This window comes from Arthrobacter sp. L77, from assembly GCF_000816565.1.
GTDB classification, from domain to species: domain Bacteria; phylum Actinomycetota; class Actinomycetes; order Actinomycetales; family Micrococcaceae; genus Arthrobacter_D; species Arthrobacter_D antioxidans.
The window spans coordinates 1-12,781 of sequence record NZ_JWSU01000007.1 but is presented as its reverse complement, the minus strand read 5'-3'; the positions used below and the strand labels follow the sequence as shown (position 1 = coordinate 12,781).

Annotated in this window: 11 protein-coding genes and 1 pseudogene; 5 read left to right on the top strand and 7 right to left on the bottom strand. The window is 69.9% G+C overall.

The window, feature by feature from the left end:
- Nucleotides 1-38: 38 nt before the first annotated feature.
- Nucleotides 39-917, bottom strand: coding sequence for a type I methionyl aminopeptidase (map, locus tag RY94_RS14620; protein WP_043446952.1), 879 nt, complete (start codon nt 915-917; stop codon nt 39-41).
- Nucleotides 918-1,013: 96 nt separating this feature from the next.
- On the opposite strand from map, the gene RY94_RS14615 reads away from it, so the two are divergent.
- Nucleotides 1,014-1,178, top strand: a complete 165-nt coding sequence (locus tag RY94_RS14615; protein WP_156135204.1) for an SPOR domain-containing protein — start codon at nt 1,014-1,016, stop codon at nt 1,176-1,178.
- 19 nt (nt 1,179-1,197) lie between these two features.
- Here the strand turns inward: RY94_RS14615 and panB are convergent, their stop codons facing one another.
- On the bottom strand, nt 1,198-2,067 hold the full coding sequence (panB, locus tag RY94_RS14610) for a 3-methyl-2-oxobutanoate hydroxymethyltransferase (RefSeq protein WP_043446948.1): 870 nt from the start codon (nt 2,065-2,067) through the stop codon (nt 1,198-1,200).
- A 277-nt stretch (nt 2,068-2,344) separates the two neighbouring features.
- Between panB and glnA (RY94_RS14605) the strand changes: the two genes are divergently transcribed.
- Nucleotides 2,345-3,685: a type I glutamate--ammonia ligase gene (glnA, locus tag RY94_RS14605; RefSeq protein ID WP_043446945.1), complete on the top strand. Its 1,341-nt coding sequence runs from the start codon at nt 2,345-2,347 to the stop codon at nt 3,683-3,685.
- Between the two features lie 32 nt (nt 3,686-3,717).
- Nucleotides 3,718-6,726, top strand: coding sequence for a bifunctional [glutamine synthetase] adenylyltransferase/[glutamine synthetase]-adenylyl-L-tyrosine phosphorylase (locus tag RY94_RS14600; RefSeq protein ID WP_043446941.1), 3,009 nt, complete (start codon nt 3,718-3,720; stop codon nt 6,724-6,726).
- Between the two features lie 90 nt (nt 6,727-6,816).
- Here RY94_RS14600 and glnA (RY94_RS14595) read toward each other — a convergent pair whose 3' ends face one another.
- The gene (glnA, locus tag RY94_RS14595) at nt 6,817-8,241 is read right to left on the bottom strand and encodes a type I glutamate--ammonia ligase (protein WP_043446939.1); all 1,425 of its coding nucleotides are present in this window, start codon (nt 8,239-8,241) and stop codon (nt 6,817-6,819) included.
- A 255-nt stretch (nt 8,242-8,496) separates the two neighbouring features.
- Here glnA (RY94_RS14595) and RY94_RS14590 point away from each other — a divergent pair, with 255 nt between their 5' ends.
- Nucleotides 8,497-8,934, top strand: a complete 438-nt coding sequence (locus RY94_RS14590) for an RDD family protein (protein WP_043446938.1) — start codon at nt 8,497-8,499, stop codon at nt 8,932-8,934.
- A 66-nt stretch (nt 8,935-9,000) separates the two neighbouring features.
- On the opposite strand, the gene RY94_RS14585 is transcribed toward RY94_RS14590, so the two are convergent.
- The 4 genes from RY94_RS14585 to RY94_RS14570 form a co-directional block, all read right to left on the bottom strand.
- Nucleotides 9,001-9,753, bottom strand: coding sequence for a DUF4191 domain-containing protein (locus RY94_RS14585; protein ID WP_043446935.1), 753 nt, complete (start codon nt 9,751-9,753; stop codon nt 9,001-9,003).
- Nucleotides 9,754-9,824: 71 nt separating this feature from the next.
- Nucleotides 9,825-10,826, bottom strand: a complete 1,002-nt coding sequence (gene lipA / locus RY94_RS14580; RefSeq protein ID WP_043446934.1) for a lipoyl synthase — start codon at nt 10,824-10,826, stop codon at nt 9,825-9,827.
- Nucleotides 10,823-11,560, bottom strand: a complete 738-nt coding sequence (gene lipB, locus RY94_RS14575) for a lipoyl(octanoyl) transferase LipB (RefSeq protein ID WP_043446932.1) — start codon at nt 11,558-11,560, stop codon at nt 10,823-10,825. Before lipB ends, lipA begins: the two co-directional genes overlap by 4 nt.
- 100 nt (nt 11,561-11,660) lie before the next feature.
- Nucleotides 11,661-12,035: a hypothetical protein gene (locus tag RY94_RS14570; protein WP_156135203.1), complete on the bottom strand. Its 375-nt coding sequence runs from the start codon at nt 12,033-12,035 to the stop codon at nt 11,661-11,663.
- Between the two features lie 134 nt (nt 12,036-12,169).
- Here RY94_RS14570 and RY94_RS14565 point away from each other — a divergent pair.
- Nucleotides 12,170-12,781: pseudogene (locus RY94_RS14565) on the top strand (hypothetical protein); the annotation flags it as partial.

Genomic DNA, 12,781 nt, shown 5'->3' with positions numbered 1-12,781 from the left:
CGTGGTGCGGCGTCCGGGGCGGACTGCCGGGTGTGGTGCTACGGGAGGGTCAGGATCTCCGCGCCGCGGTCCGTGACCAGGAGAGTGTGCTCGAACTGCGCGGTCCTCTTCCGGTCCTTCGTGACGACGGTCCAGTCGTCCGCCCACATGGTCCACTCGACGGTCCCGAGCGTGAGCATCGGCTCGATCGTGAAGACCATCCCCGGCTCGATCACGCGGTTGTACGCCGGGGCGGCGTCGTAGTGCGGGATGATCAGGCCGGTGTGGAACGCCTCGCCGACGCCGTGCCCGGTGAAGTCACGGACAACACCATAACCGAAGCGCTTCGCGTAGGACTCGATGGTGCGGCCGATGACGTTGATCTCGCGGCCCGGGGCCACCGCGCGGATGGCGCGGTTGAGGGATTCCTGCGTGCGCTCGACGAGCAGACGGGACTCCTCGTCGACGTCGCCGATGCAGAAGGTGTAGTTCGTGTCGCCGTGCACGCCGTCCTTGTAGGCCGTGATGTCGATATTCAGGATGTCCCCGTCCTCGATCACCGTGGAGTCCGGGATGCCGTGGCAGATGACCTCGTTGAGCGACGAGCACAGCGACTTCGGGAACCCCCGGTACCCGAGCGTCGAGGGGTAGGCGCCGTGGTCGAGCAGGAACTCGTGCCCGATCCGGTCGAGGTGGTCGGTGGTCACGCCGGGTTTCGCATGGTTGCCGACCTCGACGATGGCCTGGGCGGCGATCCTGCCGGCCACGCGGATCTTCTCGATCGTCTCCGGCGTCTTCACCTCGGACCCGGTGAAGGGTGCGGGCGCCGTGCGGCCCACGTACTCCGGGCGTGCGATGCCCCGGGGAACGGGGCGCTGGGGGGAGAGGGTGCCGGGTGTCAGGGTCCCAAGGGGCGCGGCGGCGGAAGTCTGGGGCATACCCTGATTCTATAGTGGGCGCTGGTCGGTGGCCGAAAGGCGCCACCGGACCGGCCGGCGGATGACATGGTCCGCGCCCGGATCGAGGAGGTCGGCATGAGCGAGTACTGGTTCAACGTGCGCACGCACGAGATCGAGGAGGACCGGCTGTCGGACTGGTCGCAGCTCATCGGCCCGTACGCGACGAGGGCCGAGGCCGAGAAGGCCCTCGAGAAGGTCCAGCAGCGCAACGATGCCTGGGACCGGGACGACGACGCCTAGGCACCGTCCCGTCCCTCGGCTAGAACGTGTGCTCGGGCCCGGGGAACGTGCCCGCCCGGACCTCGTCCGCGTAGGCGCGGGCGGCGTCCGTGAGGACCGTCCGCACGTCCGCGTACTGCTTGACGAACCTCGCCTGCCGGCCGCCGCGCAGCCCCGCCATGTCCTGCCACACCAGCACCTGCCCCGTGGTGCCCGGGCCGGCGCCGATGCCGATCGTCGGCACGCGCACCGCGGCCTCGACGGCGTCAGCCGTCACGGTGGGCACCATCTCCATGAGGACGCAGAACGCGCCGGCGTCGGCGAGGGCGACGGCGTCGTCGATGATGCGCTGCGACGCGTCCCCGCGCCCCTGGACCCGGTACCCGCCGAGGGCGTGTTCGCTCTGCGGCGTGAAGCCGATGTGCGCCATGACCGGGATGCCGGCGCGGACGAGCGCCCGCACCGTCCCGGCGTACTCGGCGCCGCCCTCCATCTTCACGGCGTGCACCAGGCCCTCCTTCAGGAGGCGGACCGAGGACTCCACGGCCTGCTGGGGTGAGACCTCGTAGCTGCCGAAGGGCAGGTCGGCGACGACGAGGGCCCGCCGTGCCGCCGTGCTCACCGCCCGGCTGAAGAGGATCATCTCGTCCAGCGTGATGGGCAGCGTCGTGGCATGGCCGAGGACGTTGTTGGCCGCCGAATCGCCGACCAGGAGCACCTCGATGCCGGCCTCGTCGAACACCTGCGCCGCGTACTGGTCGTACGCCGTCAGCATCGCGAAGCGCGTGCCGTTCTCCTTCGCCTGCTGCAGGTGGTGGATGCGGATGCGACCGGTCGGGGCGCCGGCCGGCGGGGTCGGCGTCGTGCCTGCGCCCGCTCCGTAGGGGGCGGGCAATTCGGCGGAAGTCATGACACGAGACTATCGGACGGTGCTGCGCCGTCCCACGGCCCGCTGCCCCGCCGTAACCGGCCGTTAACACGGACGCGCGAGAATGGCGAGGCGCGGCCGCGCCTGTTCTGCGCCTGCGGATCAGTAGAGTGATGACGGCGCCGCACGCGTGCCCGAGGCGGCCCGTGGGCCCTGCGGGTCCCCGCGGCGCCGGAGCAGGACGTATAGGACGCCGGACAGGGATTGCCGGCCGCCCCGACCGAGCGGTCCGGGCATCGATTCGAGGAATGAGGTTGTCATGGACCGCCAGCAGGAGTTCGTACTGCGCACCATCGAGGAGCGGGACGTGCGCTACGTGCGGCTGTGGTTCACCGACGTCGTCGGCTCCCTGAAGTCGGTGGCGCTCGCACCGGCCGAGGTTGAGGGGGCGTTCGAGGAGGGCCTCGGGTTCGACGGGTCCTCCATCGAGGGGCTCGCCCGGGTGTACGAGTCGGACATGCTGGCCCAGCCGGACCCCTCGACGTTCCAGATCCTGCCCTGGCGCGGGGAGAAGGAGCAGACGTCCCGGATGTTCTGCGACATCCTCACCCCGGACGGCCAGCCCTCCACCGCCGACCCGCGCGGGGTCCTCAAGAAGACCCTCGCGAAGGCCGCCGACATGGGCTTCACCTGCTACACGCACCCGGAGATCGAGTTCTACCTGCTGAAGTCCGCGGAACCGGGCGCGGACGGCCAGCCCGTGCCGGTGGACCAGGCGGGCTACTTCGACCACGTGCCGGGCGGCGTGGCCCAGGACTTCCGGCGGACGGCGGTGGCGATGCTGGAGTCCGTGGGCATCTCCGTCGAGTTCAGCCACCACGAGGCGGGCCCGGGGCAGAACGAGATCGACCTGCGGTACGCCGACGCGCTGCAGACCGCCGACAACATCATGACGTTCCGCACCATCATCAAGGAGGTCGCGCTGACCTCCGGCAGCTACGCGACCTTCATGCCCAAGCCCTTCTCGGATCACCCCGGGTCGGGGATGCACACCCACTTCTCGCTGTTCGAGGGTGACACGAACGCGTTCTACGAGGCCGGGGCCGAGTTCCAGCTGTCGAAGACCGCACGCCAGTTCATCGCGGGCATCCTCCGGCACGCCCCCGAGTTCACCGCCGTGACCAACCAGTTCGTGAACTCCTTCAAGCGGCTCTGGGGCGGCGGGGAGGCACCGAGCTACCTGTCCTGGGGCCACAACAACCGCTCCGCCCTGGTCCGCGTTCCCCTGTACAAGCCCAACAAGGGCCAGTCCGCGCGCATCGAGTACCGCGGCATCGACTCCGCCAGCAACCCCTACCTCGCGTACTCGGTGCTCCTCGGAGCGGGACTGAAGGGCATCGAGGAGGGCTACGACCTGCCGCCGGCCGCCGAGGACGACGTCTGGAGCCTGACCGCCGCCGAGCGCCGCGCCATGGGACACGACCCGCTGCCCGCCAGCCTGCACGACGCCATCCGCGTCATGGAGGAGTCCGAGCTCGTCGCGGACATCCTGGGCGAACAGGTCTTCGAGAATTTCCTGCGGAACAAGCGGGCGGAGTGGCACGACTACCGCATCCAGGTGACCCCCTACGAGCTGCGCCGGAACCTCAACATCCTGTAAGGCGCGCCCGGGGACATGGCTAGGGTTGGACCATGAGCCTTAACCGCAAGCTGATCAGTTACGGCTTCACGGACCTCGAGAAGAGCCGGCGTTTCCTCGACGCGCCGGAGCTGCAGGGCCTCAACGACGACGACCTCTTCGCCGGCCTCGCCCTGGCCGCCAACCCGGACATGGCGCTGCAGTCCTTCGTGCGGCTCCTCGCAGTGGACCGCACGGCGGTCGCGGCGGCCTTCGCCGACGTCGGCCGGCGCGGCCTCCTGTTCCGGCTGCTGGGGGCCACCGAGGCGCTCGGGGAGTTCCTCATGCGTCGACCGGAGCACCTCGACGTCGTGAGGACCCGGCCGGCGACCCCTCCGGTCGTCGCTCCGGAGGACCTGCGCGCGGAGCTGCTCCGCTCCGTCGACGCCGACCCGGCCGCGGCCAACCCCGTCGCGGGCGTCGCCGGCGTCGACGCGTACTGCCGGCTCCGGGTGGCCTACCGGAGGCTCCTCACGGACCTCGCCGTCCGCGACCTCGGCCACTGCATCCCCGTCGACTACCTGCCCGTCGTCGGGCGTGAACTCGCGGACCTCGCCGCCGCCGCGCTGGAGGCCTCCCTCGCCGTCGCACGCGCGGAACTGGGCGAGGTGTACGGGACGGACGTCGTCGCCCGGGTGAGGCTCGCCGTGATCGCGATGGGCAAGTGCGGAGCCCGCGAACTGAACTACATCTCCGACGTCGACGTCGTCTACGTGGTGGAGGGCGAGGACCTCGACGACACGACGCTCACCCGGATCGGGACGGGGCTCGCATCGGGCATGACCCGCGGCGTCTACTCGCCCGGACCGGAGCCCGCCCTGTGGGAGGTGGACGCGAACCTCCGGCCCGAGGGCAAGGACGGCCAGCTCGTCCGGACGCTGCAGTCCCACGTGTCCTACTACGAGCGGTGGGCGAAGACCTGGGAGTTCCAGGCCCTCCTCAAGGCCCGGGCCGCGGCAGGGGACGCCGACCTCGGCCGGCGGTACGAGGAAGCCGTCGCCCCGCTCATCTGGGCCTCGTCGCAGCGGGAGGGCTTCGTGGAGGGCGTCCGCGCCATGCGCCGCCGGGTCACGGACAACATCGCGCGCGACGAGGAGGCCCGCCAGCTGAAGCTCGGGCCGGGCGGCCTCCGCGACGTCGAGTTCACCGTGCAGCTGCTGCAGCTCGTGCACGGACGGCTGGACGACTCGCTCCGGGTACGTGACACCGTCTCCGCCATCGCCGCCCTGAGCGCCGCCGGGTACGTGGGACGCTCCGACGCCCTGGACCTCGACGACGCCTACCGGTACCTGCGGGTCCTCGAGCACAGGATCCAGCTCATGCAGATGCGTCGTACCCATCTGATGCCCGAGGACGAGGCGTCGCTGCGCGCCCTCGCGCGGTCCTCGGAGGGGTGCATGGTGAGGGTACGACCGAGCGCCCAGAGCCTCCACGACAAGTGGCAGTCCACGCGGCGGCTCGTCAAGCGCCTCCACGAGTCGATCTTCTACCGGCCGCTGCTCAACAACGCGGCGACGCTCCGGCCCGAGGACGTGCAGCTCACGGCGGAGGCGGCGCAGGCGCGCCTCGCGGCCCTGGGCTATCAGGATCCGCGCGGGGCGATGCGCCACATCGAGGCGCTCACGGGCGGGCTGCGGCGCCGGGCGCTGCTGCAGCGGCAGCTCCTGCCCATCCTGCTGGGCTGGTTCGCCGACGGCGTGGATCCCGACGCCGGACTCCTCGGGTTCCGCCGCCTCAGCGAATCGCTCGGCGAGAGCCACTGGTACCTCGGCATGCTGCGCGATTCGAACGCCGCGGCGGAACGGCTCTGCGCCGTCCTGTCCAGCAGCCGGTTCATCACCGACCTGCTGGAGGTGTCGCCGGAGTCGACGCAGTGGCTCGGCTCCGACGCCGAGCTCGTCCCCGAGACCTTCGAGGCCCAGTGGCACGAGATCCGGTCCAAGATGTCGCGGCACCCGGAGCCGGAGGAGGCCATGCGCCTGATCCGCCTCATCCGGCGTCGGGAGCTGCTGCGGATCGCCATCGCCGACAGCTCGGGCCTGCTCTCCCAGGCGGAGGTGGGGGAGGCGCTGTCCGACACCGACCGGGCGGCGGTCCTCGGTGCCCTGCACGTGGCCGAGAACCAGGTGTTCGCCGGTGAGGAGCAGCTCACCGACGTCGTCGTGATGGCGATGGGACGCCAGGGCGGCCGCGAGATCACGTACGGCTCCGACGCCGACGTCATCTACGTGCACCGGCCGCGGCCCGGGGTGGACGAGTCCGCGGCGCAGAAGCAGGCGGAGGTGATCGTCGCCCGGCTGGTCGCGCTGCTCACGCAGCCCTGCAAGCCGGCCGTGCTCGCCGAACGCGTGCTGGAGATCGACGCAGCCCTCCGCCCGGAGGGCAAGCAGGGCCCCATGGTGCGCTCCATCGCCTCCTTCCGCGAGTACTACCGCCGCTGGTCGCTCGTGTGGGAGGCGCAGGCGCTCCTGAGGGCCCGGCCCCTGGCGGGCGACGACAGCCTGGCCACCGAGTTCCTCGAGCTCATCGACCCGGTGCGGTACCCCCGGGAGCTGGCCGAGACCGATGTCCGTGAGATCCGGCGTATCAAGGCGCGCGTGGAAGCGGAGCGGCTGCCGCGCGGGGCGGACCCGTCGCGGCACCTGAAGCTGGGCCGCGGTGCGCTCAGCGACGTCGAGTGGCTGGTGCAGCTCCTCCAGCTGCAGCACGCGCACGCGATCCCGGCCCTGCGGGTGCAGTCCACGCTCGCGGCGCTGCAGGTGATCGAGGCCGAGGGGCTGGTCCCGGCGGAGGATGTGGCCATGCTGCGCGGCAGCTGGACCCTGGCCACCCGGATCCGCGGGGCGAACGTCATCTGGAGCGGCCGGGGGTCCGATCTGCTGCCCTCCTCGCGCCGCGACCTCGAGGCGGTGGCGCGGTGGTGCGGCTACGGTCCCGACAGCGGCTCCCACCTGGAGGAGGACTACCTCCGGATGACCAGGCGCAGCCGGAGCATCTTCGAGCGGCACTTCTACGGGTATTAGCGGTCCCGGTCCCCGTGCGGGAACGACGACGGCGGCCGCCCCCGCAAGGGGAGCGGCCGCCGTCGTCGGTGCCTGTGGTGCCGGGTGCTGCTAGACGCCGTAGTAGAGCTCGAACTCGTAGGGGTTCGGGCGCAGGGAGAGCGGCTTGATCTCCATCTCGCGCTTGTACTCGATCCACGTGTCGATCAGGTCCTGCGTGAAGACGTCGCCCGCCTGCAGGAACTCGTTGTCCGCCTCGAGGGCCAGCAGGGCCTCCTCGAGCGAGCCGGGGGCCTTCTGGATGTCCTTGGCCTCCTCGGCAGGGAGCTCGTAGAGGTCCTTGTCGATGGGATCCGCGGGCTCGATGCGGTTCTTGATCCCGTCGAGGCCGGCCATGAGCTGCGCGGCGAAGGCGAGGTACGGGTTCGACGACGGGTCCGGCGCGCGGAACTCGATGCGCTTGGCCTTCGGGTTGGACCCGGTGATCGGGATGCGGATACCGGCGGAGCGGTTGCCCTGCGAGTAGACCATGTTCACCGGGGCCTCGAAGCCCTTGACCAGGCGGCGGTAGGAGTTGACCGTCGGGTTGGTGAAGGCCAGGACGGCGGACGCGTGCTTGAGCAGGCCGCCGATGTACCAGCGGGCCATGTCGGAGAGACCGGCGTAGCCGCGCTCGTCGTAGAACAGCGGCACGCCGTTGCTCCACAGGGACTGGTGGCAGTGCATGCCGGACCCGTTGTCGCCGAAGACGGGCTTCGGCATGAAGGTCGCGGACTTGCCCCAGGCGTTCGAGACGTTCTTGACGATGTACTTGAACTTCTGCAGGTCATCCGCAGCGTGCGTCATGGTCGTGAACTTGTAGTTGATCTCGGCCTGGCCGGCGCCGCCGACCTCGTGGTGGGAGCGCTCGACCTCGAGGCCCGCCTTGTCCAGCTCGACGCAGATCGCGTCGCGCAGGTCCGCCTGCTTGTCGACGGGGGACACCGGGAAGTAGCCGCCCTTGAACGGCGTCTTGTTGCCGAGGTTGCCGCCGACTTCCTCGCGGCCGCTGTTCCAGGGCGCCTCGATGGAGTCCACCTTGTAGAAGCTGCCCTGCGGGGACGACTCGTACTGCACGTTGTCGAAGATGAAGAACTCGGCCTCGGGGGCGAAGAACGCCGTGTCCGCGATGCCGGTCGAGGAGAGATACGCCTCGGCACGCTCGGCGACGCTGCGCGGATCGCGGTGGTAGGGGTCGCCGGTGCGCGGGTTGACGATGGAGAAGTTCAGCGCGAGGGTCTTCTCGGCGCGGAACGTGTCGATGAACGCCGTCGTCACGTCGGGGATCAGCTGCATGTCCGACTCGGCGATGCCCTGGAAGCCGCGGATGGAGGAGCCGTCGAAGAGCTGCCCGTGGATGAAGAAGTCGGCGTCGACCGTCTTGGCGGGGACGTTGAAGTGCTGCTGCACGCCGGGCAGGTCGGTGAATCGGACATCGACAAACCTGATGTCTTCGTCGGCGATGAACTTGAGGACCTCGTCCGCATTCTTAAACATCGATTCGTGCTCCTATCGCATGGCTGGGGGGGAAACTGGACGCCAGCGCGTGCCCCTGCATCGCGCGGGAAGTCACGAGCTCTGGCGGAGTGGGACACTGCCGCCGTCTCGCTCCCACTGTAGGAGCGGGCAGTTTCTCGCTGGTGTCGCCGTTGTTTCCGGGACGTTACATGAGGGGAAGTGCGCTTCCTACCCTAGCGCGTTCGCGAGGTCGGGGGCATAATGAGGCCGCTCGCCGCCGGGTACGCTGGAGGCGTGGTAAGTAGACATGACATCGGCTCGTGGATGGAAGGCCCCTCGCCGTCGGGCAACCAGCAGTGGCCCGGCCAGCGGCTCGGACGTCCGGCATCGGGTCCCGGGTCGATCGCCCGTTTCCCGCCGCGGGCCGCGGCGCTCCTGATCGACTGGGTCCTCTGTTCGCTGCTGTCCGCAGCGTTCTTCGACTACGACTCCTTCGCCACGCTGTACATCTTCCTCGTCGAACAGATCCTGTTCGTCGGCTTCTTCGGCTACAGCATCGGGCATCGCCTGCTGCGCATGCAGGTGCAGACCCTGGACGGCCGGCCTGCGGGCTACCTCACCGCGATCATCCGGAGCGTCCTCCTGTGCCTCGTGATCCCGGCACTGATCATCGACGCGGACCAGCGCGGAATCCACGACCGTGCGAGAGGGACCGGACTCTTCCGCATCTAGCCGGAAGCGGCGGGCCGGACGCAGAAGAGCCCCTCCCGCCGGGAGGGGCTCTTCGTCGGTCGAGGGTCAGCGTCCGCGCATCGCCTTGCGGTCAGGGCGGGCCTTGAACGGATCCACACCCTTGGGGATCGGCAGCTTCGTCCCGAGGGCACTCAGTCGCTTGTCCACGGCCGACACCTCCTGCTTGGTGAGGGTCTTCTTGAGCTTCTGCACGGTCTTCGGGAGCTTGGACAGGGGGACCTGGCGCTCGTCGCGACCGGTCTCGATGACATGGACGGGTACGTTCGGGATGATGCGGGCCATCTTGCGCTTCTCGCCGTCCACGAGCTGCTTGACCCGGGTGGACGGGCCCTCCGAGACGAGGATGACCCCCGGGCGACCGATGACGCGGAACACGGCGTCCTGGGTGCGCGGATTGACCGCGACGGGCTGCTCCTGGAGGATCCAGCCGCGCCGCAGGACGCTCAGGGCGGCCCCGGCCGCGCCTGGCTTCCCCTCGATCTGGGAGAACGCCGCGCGTTCGGCACGGCGGGACAGGATGAAGATCGCCGCGAGGAACGCGAGCGGGATCGCGATGATCATCAGGGTGATGACGTTGTCGATCAGCAGCCCGATCAGCAGCCCCAGCGCGATGATGCCGACGAAGGCCAGCAGCATGAACCAGACGACGCTCGGATCGTTGCGCCGCGTCATCTTGAAGACCTCGGAGACCTGCTTCATGCGCCCGGTCTTCTTCGGGCCCTTCGCGGCCTTCGGCTTGCGGGAGAAGAGACGGCGTTTGGGCGTGGGGGAACCGGAAGGATCGATCGTGTGCGACATAGTTCTTCGATTCTACGGGATGGCGGAGGAGCGGCGGCCGGACTGCCCGCCGTCGTGGACGGCGGGGGACGTCAGCCGGCGAGGAGCGAGGACGCTTCCTGCAGGGCGGATCCGGACTCATCCAGGTGCGCGAGTTCCGGGGGGAGCTCGAGGCCCTTCTTGCGCATGGCGCGCGCCCAGAGGCGGCCCGCGCGGTACGACGAGCGCACGAGGGGTCCGCTCATCACGCCGAGGAAACCGATCGCCTCGGCCTCCTCGCTCAGTTCGACGAACTCGGCGGGCTTCACCCAGCGGTCCACGGGGAGGTGGCGCTCGCTCGGGCGCAGGTACTGCGTGATGGTGATGAGGTCGCAGCCGGCGTCGTGGAGGTCGCGGAGGGCCTCGGAGATCTCCTCCCGGGTCTCGCCCATCCCGAGGATGAGATTCGACTTCGTGACCATGCCGCGGTCGCGCCCCTGGGTGATGACGTCGAGGGAGCGCTCGTACCGGAACGCCGGGCGGATCCGCTTGAAGATCCGGGGGACGGTCTCGACGTTGTGTGCGAAGACCTCCGGGGCGGCGTCGCAGATCGCCGCGATGTGCTCGGGGCGACCGGAGAAATCGGGGATCAGGATCTCGACGCCGGTACCCGGGTTCATGCTGTGGATCTGCCGGATGGTCTCGGCGTAGAGCCAGACACCCTCGTCGGGCAGGTCGTCCCGCGCGACGCCGGTGACGGTGGCGTAGCGCAGGTTCATCGACTGCACCGACTGGGCGACCTTGAAGGGCTCACTGCGGTCCAGGGGCTGCGGTTTGCCGGTGTCGATCTGGCAGAAGTCGCATCGCCGGGTGCATTCGGAGCCGCCGATGAGGAACGTGGCCTCCCGATCCTCCCAGCACTCGAAGATGTTGGGGCAGCCTGCCTCCTCGCAGACGGTGTGCAGGCCCTCCTTCTTCACCAGGTTCTTCATGGCCACGAATTCCGGGCCGATGTTGACCTTGGCCTTGATCCAGTCGGGCTTTCGCTCCACCGGTGTCTCGGCGTTGCGCGCCTCGACGCGCAGCAGCCGGCGGCCCTCGGGTGCAAGACTCACAGGGAAGCTCCTTCTGGCTGGTTCTGGACGGGGCCGGGCGTACCGCCGGCACCGGCAGGGTCGTGGTCGGGTGCTTCGGCGTCATCCTTGCCCACCAGCACCGCCTCATTCTTGCGCAGTTCGGCCTCGATCGACGAAACGAGATCGGCCGGTGTGACCGTGCGGCCGCATTCGGCGGAGATGGTGGTGACCCCGGCGTCCGCGATGCCGCAGGGGACGATCTGCTGGAAGGGCGCCAGATCGTTGCTGCAGTTGACGGCGAAGCCGTGCATGGTGACGCGGTTCCTCACGCGGATGCCGATGGCCGCGATCTTGCGGGCGGGCTGCGTGTCGGTCTCCGCGAGCCAGACCCCGGAACGTCCGTCGATCCTGATGCCGTCGATCCCGAGGGGGCGCAGGGAGGCGATGATGACCTCCTCCAGGGTGTGGACGTAGTCGGCGACACGCGCCGGATCCCGCAGCGCGAGGATGGGGTAGCCGACCAGCTGTCCCGGGCCGTGCCAGGTGAGTTTCCCGCCGCGGTCGACGGGCACCACGGGAGTGCCGTCGAAGGGCCTCTCGTGATCCTCGGTGCGTTTGCCCGCCGTGTACACGGCGGCGTGCTCGAGGAGGAGGACGGTGCTCGGTGCGGAGCCCCCCACCACCCGGGCATGGAGTGCCTTCTGCATCTCCCACCCCTGCGTGTACTCGATGTAGTCCGGAGCGAGGCCGACGCGCGACAGCACAAGAGTCATGGCACAAGCCTAGTCCTGCGCGGTGACACCTTCCTGCCGCAGCCCCCTGCTCCCGGCTGCTCGGACTGCAGGGTCGGCACAGGGTGCCGCGCGGGTGGCCTTACGGGTGGCCCTGCTGGTGTTCGGGCCGGCCGGGGAGGTCGAAGGTCGCGCCGAGGCGGACCAGCCGCCAGTCCGTCCCGGCACGGCGCACCTCGAAGTGGAGGATCGGGGACACGGGGCCGGTCTGGGCCTCGAGTCTCCAGAAATCGGCCCGCCACGGGTGGATGGGCCGCACGTCCTGCAGTCCTGCCGGCGTCGAGGGCAGTGCCCGCCACGTGGACCAGTGGCGGCGCGGGCCTACCACCTGCCACAGGGAGCCGCGCCAGCGCAGCCGGCAGGGCTGCGGGACGCCGTCGACGTCCTCGAAGGCGAGCCCGACGGCCTCGTCCACCGGACGCCAGGTCTCGGTCGTGTCAGCGGGAGTGCGTTTCATGATCACCTGTCTCCTCCGGAACCGTGCCTTAAAAATAGAACAAATGTTCTAGTCCCGCAATCGGTTCCGGGGGTCTGTCGTCCCGGGCTGTGGATAACGCCGAGGGCCGCGTCACGGTGGCCTAGAACTGAACCATGGACGAAGACACCCGATCCAGGCGGACGGGACCATCAGCGGACGTCACGGCGGGCACCCTGGGGGGCGCTGCGGTGAGGGCCGCCCCATCGTCGTCGGGCATCCCGGACGACGCATGGAACACCGATCCCGACGGCGCGGAGCGGCCCGCCGTCCCCGGATTGCTGGTCGGACGCCTCCTGGGCCGTGGCGGTTCCTCCGCGGTGTGGCTGGTGACGGATGACGGCGGACGGCGCTTCGCGCTCAAGGTGATCACGCCGGTTCCGCCGGGTCCCGCGGAGGGACGTGGCGGGGAGCGCGTTGCGGGGCCGACATGTCGCGGGAGACGCGCTGCCACCGGGGCCGCGCCGTTCGCCGCGCCCGGTGCAGGGGCGGCCGATGCGGCAGGACCCGCGCCGTCGTCGGGCACCGGCCGCCGCGCGGGTACGGGCGCGCGGACTGGCGGCGACGGGGCGGACGTGCTCGCGCGCGAACTGACGCTCCTGCAGCGCTTCACCCATGACCACCTCGTCAGGGTGCACCGCCTCGTCGGGACGGACCAGGGCCCCGGGCTGCTGATGGACCTCGCCCCGGGCGGCTCGCTGCTCGGCCTCGTGACGAGTCGCGGCCCC

What these genes read in the sequence shown, in the direction of transcription:
- lipB (WP_043446932.1), bottom strand. Translation starts at nt 11,560, where the DNA reads ATGACTCTTGTGCTGTCGCGCGTCGGCCTCGCTCCGGACTACATCGAG.
- RY94_RS14585 (WP_043446935.1), bottom strand. Translation starts at nt 9,753, where the DNA reads ATGTCGCACACGATCGATCCTTCCGGTTCCCCCACGCCCAAACGCCGT.
- RY94_RS14570 (WP_156135203.1), bottom strand. Translation starts at nt 12,035, where the DNA reads ATGAAACGCACTCCCGCTGACACGACCGAGACCTGGCGTCCGGTGGAC.
- RY94_RS14615 (WP_156135204.1), top strand. Translation starts at nt 1,014, where the DNA reads ATGAGCGAGTACTGGTTCAACGTGCGCACGCACGAGATCGAGGAGGAC.
- map (WP_043446952.1), bottom strand. Translation starts at nt 917, where the DNA reads ATGCCCCAGACTTCCGCCGCCGCGCCCCTTGGGACCCTGACACCCGGC.
- RY94_RS14600 (WP_043446941.1), top strand. Translation starts at nt 3,718, where the DNA reads ATGAGCCTTAACCGCAAGCTGATCAGTTACGGCTTCACGGACCTCGAG.
- glnA (WP_043446945.1), top strand. Translation starts at nt 2,345, where the DNA reads ATGGACCGCCAGCAGGAGTTCGTACTGCGCACCATCGAGGAGCGGGAC.
- panB (WP_043446948.1), bottom strand. Translation starts at nt 2,067, where the DNA reads ATGACTTCCGCCGAATTGCCCGCCCCCTACGGAGCGGGCGCAGGCACG.
- glnA (WP_043446939.1), bottom strand. Translation starts at nt 8,241, where the DNA reads ATGTTTAAGAATGCGGACGAGGTCCTCAAGTTCATCGCCGACGAAGAC.